The sequence below is a fragment of the Streptomyces sp. NPDC005791 genome (assembly GCF_042871485.1).
Taxonomy (GTDB): domain Bacteria; phylum Actinomycetota; class Actinomycetes; order Streptomycetales; family Streptomycetaceae; genus Streptomyces.
The window spans coordinates 195,659-211,624 of the sequence record NZ_JBIAIP010000014.1 but is presented as its reverse complement, the minus strand read 5'-3'; the positions used below and the strand labels follow the sequence as shown (position 1 = coordinate 211,624).

Here is a 15,966-nt window from a genome sequence, read left to right as displayed (position 1 = left end):
ACGTCGAACGGATATGTCGACGGCACACGGCTCCGTCCGGTGTGACGCTCGACCGCGTAACCCGGTCAGAGGCTGTCTGCGACGGGCTCGTCTGTATCGCTCGCGTGGGTGATTCCGCACAGCTCGAAGGCGAGACGAAAGGCGAAGTCACCGGCGTTCACGGGCCGCGCCACGATGTCCGAAGCCCGGTTGAGGCGCTTGATGAGGGTGTTGACGTGAACGTTGAGACGCCGAGCGGCTCTGGTGGGGCTGCCGAGTTCTTCGAACCAGACACGAAGGGTTTCGCGCAGGACCGCGTGACGCGGTTCGACGAGGCTTCCGAGCTGGCTTCGGACGAAGTGCCGTGCCAGTTCGACATCGCGGCTGGCGAAGGCCAGCGCGACCACGTCGCAGATGGAAACGATGTGGCCGGCTCCGGCCGACGTGTCGAGACGTATGGACTGCGGCATGGCCCGGTCGGCGAGGGACTGGGTCTCCAACGCCTCGCGATGGGTGATCCGAAAGCCGCTGCTGCCGTGTCGGGGCGTACCCAGACCGATGCGGATGCCGGCGGGCACGGAGAGGCGGGCACGCAGCAGATCCACACCGGGGGCGTTCTCCGGGACGTTGAACCACCCGTGCAGAGCATGCTCGTCCGACAACACCACGAGGTCCCGCTGCGCCCGCATCTGGAAACGCAACCGGGCCGCGACCTCCCTCAGCGTGGTTTCCGTGGCTTTCGGCCCCCACACCACGAAAGCCACGTGCCGGTTGTTCAACCGGTAGTCCAGCCGCCGTTCCGCCTCCGCGTCGCCCAACTCGCCCGACAGCACCTCCCGGACGGTCGCCAGTAGGTCAGGAACCCCGCTGTGCTGCAGTAGTTGCTGCTCCTGGTGGTAGACCATCATCGCTCGAGCCAGCGCGGCCTGACGAAACCGGAACAGCCGGCCCGCGACCACCGACAGCATGTCGGCACGGTCGCTGCCCGCCGGCCGGGAGGGGTTGCCACGCAGTTCTCTACTGAAGGCGTCGAGCAGTTCGTTACCCGCTACGTCGTAGCTGAGCACGAGATCCACGAGTTTGATCCCCGCGGCGGGGAGCCGGCGTGCCAAGTCGTCCGCCGCCACGGGGAGCGCAGTCCCCTGGGGGATCTCGCCCGTGGTCACCGCCTCGCTGACGAACGGGAGGAACGAGGAGCACACCGCACGGAACGCGAGCTCGATCTCCCGGCCGTTGGTGGCGAAGGAAGGAACGGCCGAGACGCAAGCTCGGAACACTTTGTCAGCGACGTCGTCCGGATTCGCGTCGATCCATTCCGCGAAAGCGGTGACGCGCTGGGTGCCAGGCGAGGTGGTGCTCATATGTATGCAATTTACAGAAACATCTGTAGAGAATGATCGAGGAAAAGGTGACGTCGTGGTGAAAACACCGACAAGGCCGGTGCCGGCAGGATGCGTTCGTCCACCGCCGCGCGGGCCGCTCCGCTGGGACGGCGGGGTGCGACGACACCGACCCGAAACGCGCCCTCGTCGACGGGGCGGTCGCCACGGCGTGCCCGCCGTTGCGCTGACGCACGCCTCCACCGGCTGGACGCGGGCTGCTCGGTTCAGCGCAGCGGGGCCTCCCGGACCAGCGTCATCAGCGCCCGCGCCCCCGGGCTCATGGCGCGGGCCGGCGGGAGCACCACGACACTCTCGTAGACCGGCCGGTGTGCTCCGTCGAGCTCCACCGCGACCAGGCCCCGCGCCTCCGGCTTACGGGAGAAGTGGTGCGGGACCACCGCGATCCCCAGGCCCTCGTGCACCAGCTCCAGCAGGCTGTGCACATCGTTGACCTCCAGCGCCACCGTGCGCCGGACTCCCGCCGCGCCGAACGCCTCGTCCGCCGCGCGCCGGGGCCCCCAGTCCGGGTGGAAGTCGATGAACGACGCGCCCCGCAGCTCGCTCCACGCCACCCGCGCGCCCTCCTCGGCGAGCCGGTGGCCGGGGGCACACAGGACGACCATGGGCTCCCGTGCCAGCGGCACGAGTTCGCCCCGCCACTCCGGCGGGCTGACGGTCGCGGCGAACGCGAGGTCCAGCCGGCCGCCGGCCACCCCTTCCAGCAGGCTGGACGTGCCCTCCTGCCGGAGCCTGATCTCCATGTGCGGATGCTCCCGGTGGAAGGCTGCGAGCAACCCCGCCGTGCTGACCCCGGCCACGCACTGCTCCACCCCCAGCGTCAGCGTGCCGCGCAACAGCCCCCGTACGGCGTCGACGGCGTCCCGCGCCGCCCTGGCACCCGCCAGCGTGCGCTCCGCCTCCACCAGCAGGGCCGCCCCCGCCTCGGTGAGCCGGACCGTCCGTGTCGTACGGCTGAACAGTGGCGTCTTCAGCTCGTGCTCCAGTGCCCGGACGGACGCGGACAGTCCGGACTGGGACACGGCCAGGCGCTCGGCGGCGCGGGTGAAGTGCCGCTCCTCGGCGACCGCGACGAAGTGCTCCAGCTGACGCAGTTCCATGATTGAGCAATTTATACGATGAATCCCAGCGGAATCTCCTGTTGGACCGCTGGATCGTTCTCCGCCAGTCTGGAGGGCGCGCACCAGATCTGGCGCGCTACGCCGTGTCCCGTGGAGTGCTCGTATGTACCTTCCGTCCGCCGACCGCTACTCCGCCATGCCCTACCGGCGCACCGGACGCAGCGGCCTGCTGCTTCCCGCGCTGTCGCTCGGGCTGTGGCACAACTTCGGAGGCGACCGGACCCCCGTAAGCCAGGGCGAGATCCTGCGCCGCGCCTTCGACCTCGGCGTCACCCACTTCGACCTCGCCAACAACTACGGCCCGCCGCCCGGCTCCGCCGAGATCGCCATGGGCCGCGCGCTGAAGACGGACTTCGCCGGACTGCGGGACGAGATCGTCATCTCCACCAAGGCCGGCTACCACATGTGGGAGGGGCCGTACGGTGAGTGGGGCTCCCGCAAGAGCCTGCGTTCCTCGCTGGACCAGAGCCTCACCCGGCTGGGCCTCGACTACGTCGACATCTTCTACTCGCACCGCTTCGACCCCGACACCCCACTCGAGGAGACGATGGGCGCGCTCGACACGGCGGTGCGTCAGGGCAAGGCCCTCTACGCCGGCGTCTCCAACTACTCCGCGGAGCAGACCCGCGAGGCCGCCCGCATCCTGAACGAACTGGGCACCCCCCTCCTCATCCACCAGCCGCGCTACTCGATGCTGGACCGCTGGGTCGAGGACGGGCTGCTGGACGTCCTGGACGAGCTCGGCACCGGCTCCATCGCGTACTCCCCGCTGGAGCAGGGCATCCTCTCCGACCGCTATCTGCACGGCATCCCGGAGGGCTCACGCGCGGCGGGGACCAGCCCGTTCCTGTCGGCCGAGGCCGTCACCCCGGATCTGGTGGAGCGGCTGGGCGCGCTGAACGAACTGGCCCGGGAGCGCGGACAGTCCCTCGCCCAGATGGCGCTCGCCTGGGTGCTGCGCGGCGGCCGGGTCACCTCCGCCGTCGTCGGCGCGAGCAGTGTCGCCCAGCTGGAGAACAGTGTGGCGACGGTCGGAAACCTGGAGTTCGCGGAGGAGGAGCTCGCCCGGATCGAGGAGCTCGTCAAGGGCACCGCCCGCGCGTGAGCGCGTGAGCCGTCCGCCGCCCGCACCCGTGCGGCGGACGGCTTCACCGGACTGGACCAGTGGCAGATCACCAAGGCTCTGGCCCGGTGCTGTCCCGGCGCGTACCGTGATGCGGCACGACGATCTTCTTCCCGGACGCCGACACCGGACGCCGGGCGGAGGAGCGACCGACCAGCGACAGGACCGCGCACGTGAAGATCCTCGTCAGCGCCGACATGGAGGGCGCCACCGGAGTGACCTGGCCGGCCGACGTGCTGCCCGGCACGCCGCAGTGGGAGCGGTGCCGTGCGCTCTTCACCTCCGATGTGAACGCCGCGGCACTCGGCTTCTACGACGGCGGCGCCGACGAGGTCCTCGTCAACGAGGCCCACTGGAGCATGCGTAATCTGCTCCTGGAAAGGCTCGACGAGCGCGTCCAGATGCTCACCGGCAAGCACAAGTCGCTCTCCATGGTCGAGGGCATCCAGCACGGCGACGTCGACGGCGTGGCGTTCGTCGGCTACCACACGGGCGCCGGCACGGAGGGCGTGCTCGCCCACACCTACCTCGCCAACTCCGTCACCGGGGTCTGGCTGAACGGCGTCCGCGCCAGTGAGGGCCTGCTCAACGCCCATGTCGCGGCGGAGTACGGCGTCCCCGTCATCCTGGTCACCGGTGACGACCTGACCTGCGAGGACGCCGCTGGCTACGCCCCGCAGGCGCACACGGTCGCGGTGAAGGACCACGTCTCGCGGTACGCCGCCGTGTGCCGCACCCCGGCCCGTACCGCCGCCGACATCAGGGCGGCCGCCGCCGGTGCCACGCCGCTCGCCGTACGCCACACGCCCGTGACGAGCGGCTCGTACACGGTGGAGCTGGAGTTCGACGCGGAGCATCTGGCGGGCGCCGCGACCGTGGTCCCCGGCGTGGCGCCGAGCGGCGAGCGGCGCGTCGCCTATACCAGCGGGACGATGTACGAAGGCATTCGCACGTTCAAGGCGGTGACGACGATCGTGTCGGCCGCCGTGGAGGAACAGTATGGCTGAGGCGAGCGACCCCATCGGAGCGGCCGACGAGCAGGCGCTCGGGGAATCGGTGACGTTCACCTCCGAGCTGATCCGCATCGACACGACCAACCGCGGCGACGGCGGCTGCCGGGAGCGCCCGGCCGCCGAGTACGTGGCCGAACGGCTGGCCGGCGCCGGGCTGGAGCCCGTCCTCCTGGAGCGCACGCGGGGGCGGACCAACGTCGTGGCCCGGATCGAGGGCACCGACCGGTCCGCCGACGCCCTCCTCGTGCACGGCCACCTCGACGTGGTGCCGGCCGTGGCGGCCGACTGGACCGTCCACCCCTTCTCGGGGGAGGTGCGCGACGGCGTCGTGTGGGGACGCGGCGCCATCGACATGAAGAACATGGACGCGATGGTCCTCGCCGTCGTCCGGGCCTGGGCGCGCGCGGGCGTACGCCCGCGCCGCGACATCGTCGTCGCCTACACCGCCGACGAGGAGGCCAGCGCGCACGACGGCGCCGGCTTCCTCGCCGACCGGCACCCCGAGCTCTTCGAGGGCTGCACGGAGGGCATCGGCGAGTCCGGTGCCTTCACCTTTCACGCGGGGCCCGGCATGTCGCTCTACCCCGTCGCGGCGGGCGAGCGCGGGACGGGATGGCTCACGCTGACCGCCGAGGGCAAGGCCGGCCACGGCTCCAAGGTCAACCGGGCCAACGCCGTCAGCAGGCTCGCCGCCGCCGTCGCACGGCTCGGCGCGTACGAGTGGCCCGTACGGCTGACCCCGACGGTACGGGCCGCGCTCACCGAGCTCGCCGCACTCCACCACATCCGCGTCGACCTCGACGCCCCCGGATTCGACGTGGACGAACTCCTCGGCAAGCTCGGCCCGGCTGCCGCCCTGGTCGAGCCGACCGTGCGCAACAGCTCCAACCCGACCATGCTGGAAGCCGGTTACAAGGTCAACGTCATCCCGGGCCACGCCACCGCCCAGATCGACGGACGCATGGTGCCCGGCGGGGAGGACGAGTTCCGCGAGACCCTCGACCGGCTGACCGGCCCCGGCGTCGACTGGGAGTTCCAGCACCGCGAGGTCGCCCTCGAAGCCCCGGTCGACTCACCGACGTACGCGAAGATGCGCGCCGCCATCGAGCTGTTCGACCCGGACGCGCACGTCGTCCCGTACTGCATGTCGGGCGGCACGGACGCGAAGCAGTTCTCCCGCCTCGGCATCACCGGTTACGGCTACTCCCCGCTGAAGCTGCCTGCCGGCTTCGACTACCAGGCGCTGTTCCACGGCGTCGACGAGCGGGTCCCCGTCGAAGCCCTGCACTTCGGTGTCCGGGTCCTGGACCACTTCCTGCGTACCGCCTGACGATCCGCACCGCCCGACCGGAAGGGGGAACCGACCATGGTCTTCACAGCGGCCTACGGCACATGGCCGTCACCGATCGACGCGGCACTCACCGCCTCGCACGACGGCCGGCCGGAGTTCGTCGGCACCGTCGGCGACGAGGTGTGGTGGACGGAACCACGCCCGGCAGAGGGCGGCCGCCGCGCCCTCGTGCGCCGCCGGGCCGACGGCGGCGTCCGGTCCGTGCTCCCCGCACCCTGGAACCCGCGCAGCCGCGTCATCGAGTACGGCGGGATGCCGTGGGCCGGCACGGCGCGCGAGGAAGGCGGGCCCCTGGTCGTCTTCGTCCACTTCCCCGACCAGCGGCTGTACGCCTACGCGCCGGACGGGCCCGACGAACCGTGGCCGCTCACTCCCGTGTCGGACCTCGGCGGCGGCCTGCGCTGGGTGGACCCGCAGATGCACCCCGGACGCGGCGAAGTGTGGTGCGTCCTGGAGGAGTTCACCGGCCCGGCACCCACCGACGTGCGGCGGGTGATCGCCGCGGTGCCGCTGGACGGATCGGCCGCCGGGAACCGTGGCGCCGTGCGTGAACTCACCGACGACCGGAACCGGTTCGTCACCGGGCCCAGGCTGTCGCACGACGGCCGCCGCGCCGCCTGGATCACGTGGGACCATCCGCGGATGCCGTGGGACGGAACCGTGGTGAAGATGGCCGACGTCACCGAGGAGGGTGCCTTCACCGGGATCCGCCCCCTGGTCGGCGACGTCGACGAGTCGGTCGTCCAGGTGGAGTGGGACCGGGACGGATCGCTGGTCTTCGTCTCGGACGTCGGCGGCTGGTGGGAGCTCCAGCGGCTCGGGCCCGACGCCGTCGCCGGCGCCGTCGTGCCCAGCAGCCGTCTCTGCGCCGTGCGCGGCGAGGAGTTCGGCGGGCCGCTGTGGAAGGTCGGTCTGCGCTGGTTCCAGCTCCTGGACAACGGGCTGATCGCCGTCATCCACGGCCGGGGCACCACCGCGCTCGGTCTGCTCGACCCGGAGACCGGTGAACTCGTCGACGCCGTGGGCCCCTGGACCGCATGGGCGGAGACGCTCGCCGTGCAGGACACCAGGGTCATCGGTGTCGCCGCGAGCCCCCACACCTCCTACGAGGTGGTGGAGCTGGACACGGCCACAGGGCACACCCGCACGATCGGCGCCCCCCACCAGGACGCGGTCGACCCGGCCTACCACCCCGAGCCGCTGATCCGTACCTTCGCCGGGCCCGGCGGCCGCGAGATCCACGCGCAGGTGTACCCGCCGCGCCACCCGGACCGCACCGGCCCCGACGGTGAGCTGCCGCCCTACGTCATCTGGGCGCACGGCGGACCCACCGGCCGTGCCTCACTCGTACTCGACCTGGAGATCGCCTACTTCACGTCCCGGGGCATCGGCGTCGCCGAGGTCGACTACGGCGGCTCGACCGGCTACGGCCGCGCCTACCGCGAACGGCTGCGGGGACAATGGGGTGTCGTCGACGTGGAGGACTGTGCGGCCGTCGCCCTGGGGCTGGCCGAGGAGGGCACGGCCGACCGTGACCGGCTGGCGATCCGGGGCGGCAGCGCCGGCGGCTGGACCACCGCGGCCTCGCTCACACGGACCGACGTGTACGCCTGCGGAGCGATCAGCTATCCGATCCTCGATCTGGAGGGGTGGGCGACCGGTGAGACGCACGACTTCGAATCGCAGTACCTGGAGTCGCTCGTGGGCCCGTACACCGAGGTGCCCGAGCGCTACCGGGAGCGCTCGCCCGTCAACCACACGGACAGGCTCACCGTGCCGTTCGTACTGCTCCAGGGCCTCGACGACCCGATCTGCCCACCGTCCCAGTGCGAGCGCTTCCTCGCCGCGATCCACGGGCGCGGGATCCCGCACGCCTACCTCGCCTTCGAGGGGGAGGGGCACGGCTTCCGGCGCGCCGACACGGTGAGGTGCGCACTGGAGGCAGAATTCTCCCTGTACTGCCAGACGTTCGGCCTCGAACGTTCCGACGTCCCCCGACTGGAGCTGACGGAGTGACCCTGGAGCCACTCGCCCGCCCGGCGAGACTGCGGCCCGGAGCCAGGGTGGCGGTCGTCGCACCGAGCGGCCCCGTGCCCGCCGACCGGCTGGAGCGTGGCCTCGACCTGCTGCGCGGCTGGGACCTCGACCCCGTCGTCGCTCCCCATGCACTCGACACGCACCCGGAGTTGGACCACCTCGCCGGTACGGACCGGAACCGCGCCCGGGACCTCCAGGAGGCCTGGTGCGACCCGTCCGTGGACGCCGTCCTGTGCGCCAGGGGAGGGTACGGAGCCCACCGCATGGTCGATCTTCTCGACTGGCCCGCGCTGCGGGCGGCCGGGCCCAAGGTGTTCGTCGGCTACAGCGACATCACCGTGCTGCACGAAGCGTTCGCTCTGCGGGCCGGCTTCTCGACCCTGCACGGTCCGATGGTCGCCACCGAGGTCTTCCTGAAGGACGCGGCCACCCAGCAGGCCCTGCGCTCGACCCTGTTCGAGCCCGAGTCGGTGCAGACCCTGGGCCTGGAGACGGCGGCAGCGCTGGTCCCCGGCGTCGCCCGGGGGGTCACCTACGGCGGCTGCGCGAGCCTGCTCGCCGCCGACGCCGGCGCCCCGCACGCCCGGACCTGCGCCCCGGGCGGGCTGCTGGTCATCGAGGACACCACGGAGGAGCCGTACCGGCTCGACGGCATCCTCACCCGGCTGCTGCGCACCGGCGCCCTCGACGGGATATCCGGGGTGGTGTGCGGCTCGTGGGAGGCCTGCGGGCCGTACGAGGGGGTGCGCGCCGTGCTCGCCGACCGGCTCGGCGGTCTGGGGATCCCGGTGGTCGAGGAGTTGGGCTTCGGCCACGGGCCCACGGCGCTGACCGTCCCGCTCGGTGTGCCGGCGCTGCTGGACGCCCCGGCCGACGGCGGCCGGTGCACGCTCACCGCCCGGGTGCCGGCGCTGCTCTGACACGCCGGCCCGAGACGTCGTCCGAAATGTCGGGGGGCGCGTATACGTGGAGCATCCGTGAAACCCGGGCCCATGCGTTGACATCGGTATGAGGCGTGTCACACCATGGGCCGGGCCCGTTACTTACCGGCTGGTAAGGTGCCCTCGGCAGGGAGGCCCATGTGTCGCGTGCTGTGCCCGGATTCCGCCGTCCACTCACCGTGCTCGCCGGGGCGGCGCTTCTCGCCCCGATCGCTCTGACCGGTGCTCCTCCGGCGTCCGCTGCTGAGCAGTACACCGTCACCGCGCTGGAGTTCACCGTGCGCGCCGGTGACCGCTCCTGCACGGTCGACGCCGACCTCTACAAGCCGGCGGGTGTCGACGCCCGGCACCCGGCCCCGGCCGTCCTCGCCACCAACGGCTTCGGCGGCAGCAAATCCGACGGCTCCACCGACGTCATCGGCAAGGCCTTCGCCGAACGCGGGTACGTCGGCCTCGTCTACTCGGGCCTGGGCTTCGGCAGATCCGGCTGCCTCATCACGCTCGACGACCCCGAGATCGACGGCGAGGCGGCCTCCGGACTCGTCGATTTCCTCGCCGGCACACGCGCCGCCGACGACGGCACCAAGGCCGACTACGTCACCACCGACGCTCCGGGCGACCCGGTGGTCGGCATGATCGGCGGCTCATACGGCGGGGCCATCCAGCTGGCGACCGCCTCCGCCGACCGCCGTGTCGACGCGCTCGTCCCGCTGATCACCTGGAACGACCTGGCGTACTCGCTGGCACCCAACGCCGCCGGAGCGACCCGGGGCGTCTCCTCCGACACACCCGGCGTCTTCAAATGGCAGTGGACCAACGGCTTCTACCTGATGGGGGAGGGCCAGCCCCTGCTGGAGCCGAGCCTCGACCCGTCGCGCTTCGGCAGCCTCGGCTGCCTGCACTTCGCCGCGCAGGCCTGCGACACCATCCGCCTCCTGAACTCCGGCCGATACCCCGCAGCCGCGACCAAGAGGATGCTGACGTACGCGCGGAGCGTCTCCCCGGCCTCCTACCTGTCGGGTGTCACCGCGCCGACGCTGCTCGTGCAGGGCCAGGCCGACAGTCTGTTCAACCTCAACGAGGCCACGGCCACCTACCGGGCGCTCGAGGCCCAGGGCACCACGACGAAGATGATCTGGCAGGCCTGGGGTCACAGCGGCGGCTCGGTGCCCGGCGAACTCGACCTCTCCGCCGGGAATCTGGAGACCAGCTACGTCGGGCAGCGCATCCTCGCCTGGTTCGACCGCTACCTCCACCACGACGAGACCACCCCCACCGGACCGGAGTTCGCCTACTACCGCGACTGGGCGAGCGGCTACGGCACCGCGGCCGCCGTACCCGGGCTGTCCCGCACGATGTACCTCTCCGGCGACGGCGCCCTGGTGGACGACCGCTCGAAGGTCACCCGCGGCAGCCGTCAGTACACCAACTGGCTCCTGCCGACCAGTCACTCCGAGAGCGCCCTCGCCGGGCTGATCGGGTTGTCCGACCCGGAGCCGTACGACACGAAGGGCACCTACCTCGGCTGGACCAGTGCCCCGCTGACGGCTCCGGTGGACGTCGTGGGCGCTCCGAAGGCCACACTGAAGGTCGTCTCGCCGAAGACGGAACGGGTCCAGAACAGCGGCGACGCCGCCGACAAGCTCGTCCTGTTCGCGAAGGTGTACGACGTGGCACCCGACGGGACCCAGCAGCTGGTGAACCGCCTGGTCGCCCCGGTGCGCGTGCCCGACGTCACCCGCCCCTTCACCGTCGAGCTGCCGGGCGTCGTGCACCGGTACGAGGCAGGGCACCGGCTGCGGTTCGTGGTCGCGGGGAGCGACACGGCGTACTTCGGCAACCGCGGCGTCAAACCGGTCACCGTGGTCAGCGCTCCGCAGGACACCGGGGTTCTCGAGCTCCCCGTGATCAGTTGACCGTCACCCGTACGGCGCGGCCCACCGGCCCCGTGCCCTGGACGCAGGCATCCTGGGGCCCAGGGCAGGTGCGCTCTGAGGGGGCCGTGCGTCCGCGAAAGGGCCGCGCGGTGGAGAGGACACGAACGTGCGGACTGTCGGTGTCGAGGAAGAGCTTCTGCTCGTCGACGCGGAGAGCGGCGATCCCCGGGCACTGTCGGCGGCGGTGCTGGCCCTGGCGGAACGCCGCTCCGAGCGCGGTTTCGAGGGGGCCCCTACCTTCGAGTCCGAACTGCACGCGCAGCAGCTGGAGTTCGCCACCGAGCCGCACGGGGTGATGGGGGACCTGGCGGAGGAACTCCTTCGCCGCCGGGCGGAGGCGGCGTGGAGCGCGGCTCAGGCGGGCGCCGCCGTGGCGGCCCTGGCGACCTTCCCGATGCCGGTCCGCCCCTCCGTCGGAGCGGGCGAGCGCTACCAGTGGCTGGCGCAGAGGTTCGGTCTGACCGCCCAGGAGCAGCTGACCTGCGGCTGTCACGTACACGTATCGGTGGAATCGGACGAGGAGGGCGTCGCGGTACTGGACCGGATGCGGCCCTGGCTTCCGGTTCTGCTGGCCCTGAGCGCGAACTCCCCCTTCTGGCAGGGGCGGGACACCTCGTACGCCGGCTACCGCAGCATGGTGTGGGGCCGCTGGCCCTCGGCGGGCCCGGTGGAACTGTTCGGCTCCGCCGACCGCTACCACGAGCGGATCAGGGCGCTGATCGGCACGGGAGTCCTGCGTGACGAGGGGATGGTCTACTTCGACGCACGGCTCTCGCACCGCTATCCCACGGTGGAGATCAGGGTGGCGGATGTGTGCCTGGATCCGGCGGACGCCGTGCTGCTCGCCACGCTCTCCCGCGGCCTGGTCGAGACGGCGGCACGCGCCTGGCGGGCCGGTGAGGCGCCGGACCCGGTCGCGGTGGGTGTCCTGCGCATGGCCGCCTGGCAGGCCGCCCACTCGGGTACGGAAGGGCCGCTCCTCCATCCGCTCACCATGCGCCCCGAGCCGGCCGCCGACGTCGCGCGCGCACTGCTCACCCACGTGGGCGACGCCCTGGAGGACAGCGGGGACCTCGGGTCGGCGCAGAAGGCGCTGCAGGCCGTGCTGACGCGGGGGACCGGGGCGCGGGCCCAGCGGGAACTGCTCGCGGGTTCGGGCAGTCTCCGTACGGTCGTGACCGAGTGCGTGGCCAGGACGCGCGGCTGACGGCCGCTGCCGTCACCCGTGGCCCGCCTCCGCGTCGACCACGTCGGCCAGCCGCCGCAGCATGGCGCGGTGCCTGAGCTGGAGCACCGCGTCGAGGGCTACGTTGTGCAGGGATCCGCCGAGCCCCTGCAGCGGGTGTTCGTCGAGCAGCACGAGCGTCTTGCCACCCCAGGGGCGGATGTCGAACGCGATGCGTGCCGTGCCCAGCGGCCCGCTGTACGCCTCCAGTTCGAGCACCTCCGGCCGTTCCAGACGGCGCACGGTGGTGTGGCCCTGGACCTCCTTGGGACCGAGTCGCACGGTGTACTCGATGGAGGAGCCGACCTCCGGCCACCGTCCCTTCCGGGAGTGGGACTCCTGCGTGCCCACGACCCACTTCCCGTACTGCTCCGGTTGCTCGAGCACCGACCAGAGGGCGGAGGGCGGGTGATGGATGAGCTGGTGACGTATAGCCATGGACGCCTCCACACGGACATGCGGACAGTGGAACAGGCGGCGGACCCACGGCCCATGCTACGTGGCGTGCTCCGAGCCGACATGTCGGACGTGAGCCGGGTGGCGGGCCGTCCGGGTGTCACCCGAACGGCCTAACGGGGCTCCGGTCGTCCCACCGCCGGGCCGCCGCGCCCTGACGGCCCGGGCCGCCGGTGGCCCGCCCGAAGTCCTGTTCACGGTGCGAGCGGTCGGGCAGTAGAACGGATGGGCACGAACCCACTCGGACGTAACGAACAAGGAGGGCACATGCGCGCACTCACCTGGCAAGGACGGCGGGACGTCCGTGTGGAGACGGTCCCCGACCCGGTGATCCAGGATCCGACGGACATCATCGTCCGGGTCACCTCGAGCGGCATCTGCGGATCGGACCTGCACCTGTACGAGGTGCTCGGCCCCTACCTCGAACCTGGCGACATCCTGGGGCACGAACCCATGGGCGTCGTGGAGGAGACCGGTCCGGAGGTGACCGCCGTCAAGCGCGGGGACCGGGTCGTGGTCCCGTTCAACGTCTCCTGCGGCGACTGCTTCATGTGCGACCAGGGTCTCCAGTCGCAGTGCGAGACCACCCAGGTCCGTGAGTACGGAAGCGGCGCGGCGCTGTTCGGCTACACCAAGCTCTACGGGCAGGTGCCCGGCGGCCAGGCGGAACTGCTGCGCGTCCCCTTCGGTAACACCCTGCCGGTCAAGGTCCCCGACGGCCCGCCCGACGACCGGTTCGTCTACCTGTCGGACGTCCTGCCGACCGCCTGGCAGGCCGTGGAGTACGCGGCCGTGCCTCCCGGCGGCAGCCTGACGGTCCTGGGACTCGGGCCGATCGGGGACATGGCGGCACGGATCGCCCTGCACCGTGGTGCGGGGCTGGTCATCGGTGTGGACCTGGTCTCCGACCGTCTGCAGCGCGCCGCCGCACGAGGCGTCCACACTCTGGACCTGCGGGAGTACGGCAAGAACCTGGGCGACGCCGTGCGTGACCTCACCGACGGCCGTGGCACGGACGCGGTCATCGACGCGGTCGGCATGGAGGCGCACGGAGCGGCCGTGGCCAAGACGGGGCAGTGGGCGGTGGGCATGCTGCCCGATCCCGCGGCGCGCGTCCTCATGGAGCGGGTGGGCATCGACCGTCTCAGCGCGCTGCTCGCCGCCGTCGACGTGGTGCGCAGGGGCGGCACCGTGTCCGTCTCCGGTGTCTACGGCGGTGCCGTCGACCCGCTGCCCCTGCTCAAGATGTTCGACAAGCAGATCCAACTGCGAATGGGGCAGGCCAACGTCAGGAACTGGGTGCCGTCCATCCTGCCGCTCCTCGTCGACGACGATCCGCTCGGCGTGGACGGCTTCGCCACCCATCACCTGCCGCTGGCCGACGGACCGAAGGCGTACAAGACGTTCCAGGAGAAGGCGGACGGCATGGTGAAGACCCTGCTCACGCCGTGATCGCCCCCGTACCCCTTCGGGAGCAGGAGGAACGATGACGAACGCACCTCAGGGCCGGCGTGTCGTGGTCACCGGCGCCACCGGGAACGTCGGGACCAGCGTCGTCCGGGCACTGGCGGCGGACCCTTCCGTGGACTCGGTCCTCGGCCTGGCCCGACGGCGCCCGGGGCTCACCTTGCCGGGGGTGGCGTGGGACACGGTGGATCTCGAGCACAGGGACAGTCGGCGGCGGCTCGGGGAGCATCTGGCCGGCGCCGACGCCGTCATCCACCTGGCCTGGCGTTTCCAGCCCACCCATGACCCGGTCGTCACCTGGCGTAGCAATGTCGAGGGTTCACTGCGGGTCTTCGGCGCGGTCCGTGACGCGGGCGTACCGGTGGTGGTCCACGCCTCGTCGGTGGGGGCCTACTCGCCGGGGCCGAAACAGGAACCGGGGGTGGACGAACAGTGGCCCACCCACGGGTGGCCGGATGCGGCGTACTGCCGGGAGAAGGCCTATCTGGAACGCGTCCTCGACACCTTCGAGCTACGGAATCCGCAGATCAGGGTGGTCCGCATGCGCCCCGGCTTCCTGTTCAAGAGGGCGGCGGCGAGCGAACAGCGCCGGATCTTCGGTGGCCGCCACCTGCCGGGGCCGCTGCTCCGCCCCGACCTGCTGCCGTTCGTCCCCGACCTCAAGGGACTGCGCTTCCAGGTGCTGCACACGGACGACGCGGCCGAGGCGTACCGGCTCGCCGTCGCCCATGACGTCCGGGGCGCCTTCAATCTGGCCGCGGACTCCGTGACCGACGCCCGGCAGCTCGGCGAACTGCTCGACGCCCGTGTCGTACGCGTCCCGACGGCGCTGGTGCGGAGCGCGCTGGCCGCCGCCTGGCGGACACATGCCGTGCCGGCCTCCCCGCACCTGTTCGACGCCGTGCTGCGGCTTCCGGTGATGAACAGCGACCGGGCTCGCGAAGAACTGGGCTGGCGGCCCTCCTACTCGGCGGCCGAGGCGCTGCGCGCCTTCCTGCACGGGGTCTCCCACGGAGAGGGGGAGGACACCGCCCCGCTGGCCGGCCGCCGCTGGGGATGAGCCCGGGCACGGCGGGCCGACCCGCCAGGACCCCGCACGGTCGCCGGACGCGAACGGCTCCGGCCCGGGGTCGCGTGACTCGGCCGATCAGGGGACAGAGCCGACGGCCGGCGCGGTGATGACGGGCCGTATGCGTACACGTCCGGTCCTCGACGCCCGGACGGGGCCCCGCCGAGCTCGCCCACGCCGTGGTGCGGACCCTGGACACGCCCGTGCTCGACGGCCTCTGGGTCCGCCTGGACGCGGACGTCCTGGACCCGGGCGTGATGCCCGCCGTCGACAGCCCTGACGACGACGGGCTGTTCCCGGACGGACTCGCCGCGCTGCTGCGCCGTCTGGTCCGCTCACCGCGCTGCGTGGGGCTGAACGACACGATCTACGACCCCGACCTCGACCCCGACGGCACGGCCGGGGCGCTGCTCACGGATCTGATCGTCGACGCCTCCGCCGGAGCGGGGCCGGACGGTGCGGAACGCTGATCAGGCGGGCGCGTTCCGGTCGACGTACTCGAAGACCGAGCCGTCCGGGTGCAGTGCGATCAGATTGCGTCCCGCCGGGGTGGGCACGGGGCCCGCGACGACCCTCGCGCCCACTCGCGTCAGCGCCGCGTGCGCCTCGTCGACGTCCTTGACCGCGATGGTCGCGGATACCTTCCGCAGCACCTCCAGTTCGGCCTCGGGGCCGCTCATCAGCAGGAAGCAGCCGATCGCGGCCACCGACACCCCGCCACGCTCGAAGCGCAGTGCCGCAGTGCCGGTCAGGCCCTCGTAGAAGGCCACCGAGGCCTCCAGGTCGTCGACGCAGATACGCAGCGTGGTTCCCAGGATCTCCATGCCCACGAGGGTAGTTGCCGACC

General features: G+C 71.7%; 13 protein-coding genes and 1 pseudogene. 10 read left to right on the top strand and 4 right to left on the bottom strand.

Annotation, left to right across the window (positions count from 1 at the left end; genetic code table 11):
- Positions 1 to 65 precede the first annotated feature (65 nt).
- Positions 66 to 1,340, bottom strand: coding sequence for a PucR family transcriptional regulator (locus ACFYSH_RS26275; RefSeq protein ID WP_388755771.1), 1,275 nt, complete (start codon positions 1,338 to 1,340; stop codon positions 66 to 68).
- A gap of 245 nt (positions 1,341 to 1,585) precedes the next feature.
- On the bottom strand, positions 1,586 to 2,479 hold the full coding sequence (locus tag ACFYSH_RS26270; RefSeq protein ID WP_359465904.1) for a LysR family transcriptional regulator: 894 nt from the start codon (positions 2,477 to 2,479) through the stop codon (positions 1,586 to 1,588).
- Positions 2,480 to 2,603: 124 nt separating this feature from the next.
- Here ACFYSH_RS26270 and ACFYSH_RS26265 point away from each other — a divergent pair, with 124 nt between their 5' ends.
- From ACFYSH_RS26265 to ACFYSH_RS26235, 7 genes are all read left to right on the top strand, one after another.
- Positions 2,604 to 3,605 (top strand): aldo/keto reductase, encoded by a 1,002-nt coding sequence (locus ACFYSH_RS26265; protein WP_388755768.1) that lies wholly within the window; start codon positions 2,604 to 2,606, stop codon positions 3,603 to 3,605.
- A 191-nt stretch (positions 3,606 to 3,796) separates the two neighbouring features.
- Positions 3,797 to 4,630: a M55 family metallopeptidase gene (locus tag ACFYSH_RS26260; RefSeq protein WP_388755765.1), complete on the top strand. Its 834-nt coding sequence runs from the start codon at positions 3,797 to 3,799 to the stop codon at positions 4,628 to 4,630.
- Positions 4,623 to 5,966, top strand: a complete 1,344-nt coding sequence (locus ACFYSH_RS26255) for a M20/M25/M40 family metallo-hydrolase (protein ID WP_359465898.1) — start codon at positions 4,623 to 4,625, stop codon at positions 5,964 to 5,966. The genes ACFYSH_RS26260 and ACFYSH_RS26255 overlap by 8 nt, the downstream gene beginning before the upstream one ends.
- Positions 5,967 to 6,002: 36 nt before the next feature.
- The gene (locus tag ACFYSH_RS26250) at positions 6,003 to 8,003 is read left to right on the top strand and encodes a S9 family peptidase (protein ID WP_388755762.1); all 2,001 of its coding nucleotides are present in this window, start codon (positions 6,003 to 6,005) and stop codon (positions 8,001 to 8,003) included.
- The gene (locus ACFYSH_RS26245) at positions 8,000 to 8,944 is read left to right on the top strand and encodes an LD-carboxypeptidase (RefSeq protein WP_388755759.1); all 945 of its coding nucleotides are present in this window, start codon (positions 8,000 to 8,002) and stop codon (positions 8,942 to 8,944) included. Before ACFYSH_RS26250 ends, ACFYSH_RS26245 begins: the two co-directional genes overlap by 4 nt.
- A 161-nt stretch (positions 8,945 to 9,105) precedes the next feature.
- Positions 9,106 to 10,881 (top strand): CocE/NonD family hydrolase, encoded by a 1,776-nt coding sequence (locus ACFYSH_RS26240; RefSeq protein WP_359465893.1) that lies wholly within the window; start codon positions 9,106 to 9,108, stop codon positions 10,879 to 10,881.
- Between the two features lie 127 nt (positions 10,882 to 11,008).
- Positions 11,009 to 12,109: a glutamate--cysteine ligase gene (locus ACFYSH_RS26235; protein ID WP_359465891.1), complete on the top strand. Its 1,101-nt coding sequence runs from the start codon at positions 11,009 to 11,011 to the stop codon at positions 12,107 to 12,109.
- A gap of 12 nt (positions 12,110 to 12,121) precedes the next feature.
- Here ACFYSH_RS26235 and ACFYSH_RS26230 read toward each other — a convergent pair whose 3' ends face one another.
- A complete protein-coding gene (locus ACFYSH_RS26230; protein ID WP_359465890.1) occupies positions 12,122 to 12,565 on the bottom strand; it encodes an SRPBCC family protein in 444 nt (147 codons plus the stop codon).
- Positions 12,566 to 12,850: 285 nt separating this feature from the next.
- Here ACFYSH_RS26230 and ACFYSH_RS26225 point away from each other — a divergent pair, with 285 nt between their 5' ends.
- From ACFYSH_RS26225 to ACFYSH_RS26215, 3 genes and pseudogenes are all read left to right on the top strand, one after another.
- Positions 12,851 to 14,035, top strand: a complete 1,185-nt coding sequence (locus tag ACFYSH_RS26225) for an alcohol dehydrogenase catalytic domain-containing protein (RefSeq protein WP_359465889.1) — start codon at positions 12,851 to 12,853, stop codon at positions 14,033 to 14,035.
- A 34-nt stretch (positions 14,036 to 14,069) separates the two neighbouring features.
- Positions 14,070 to 15,110, top strand: coding sequence for an NAD-dependent epimerase/dehydratase family protein (locus ACFYSH_RS26220; protein WP_359465887.1), 1,041 nt, complete (start codon positions 14,070 to 14,072; stop codon positions 15,108 to 15,110).
- A gap of 161 nt (positions 15,111 to 15,271) precedes the next feature.
- Positions 15,272 to 15,589: pseudogene (locus ACFYSH_RS26215) on the top strand (arginase family protein); the annotation flags it as partial.
- Here ACFYSH_RS26215 and ACFYSH_RS26210 read toward each other — a convergent pair.
- A complete protein-coding gene (locus ACFYSH_RS26210; RefSeq protein WP_359465885.1) occupies positions 15,590 to 15,943 on the bottom strand; it encodes a VOC family protein in 354 nt (117 codons plus the stop codon).
- Between the last annotated feature and the right edge of the window lie 23 nt (positions 15,944 to 15,966).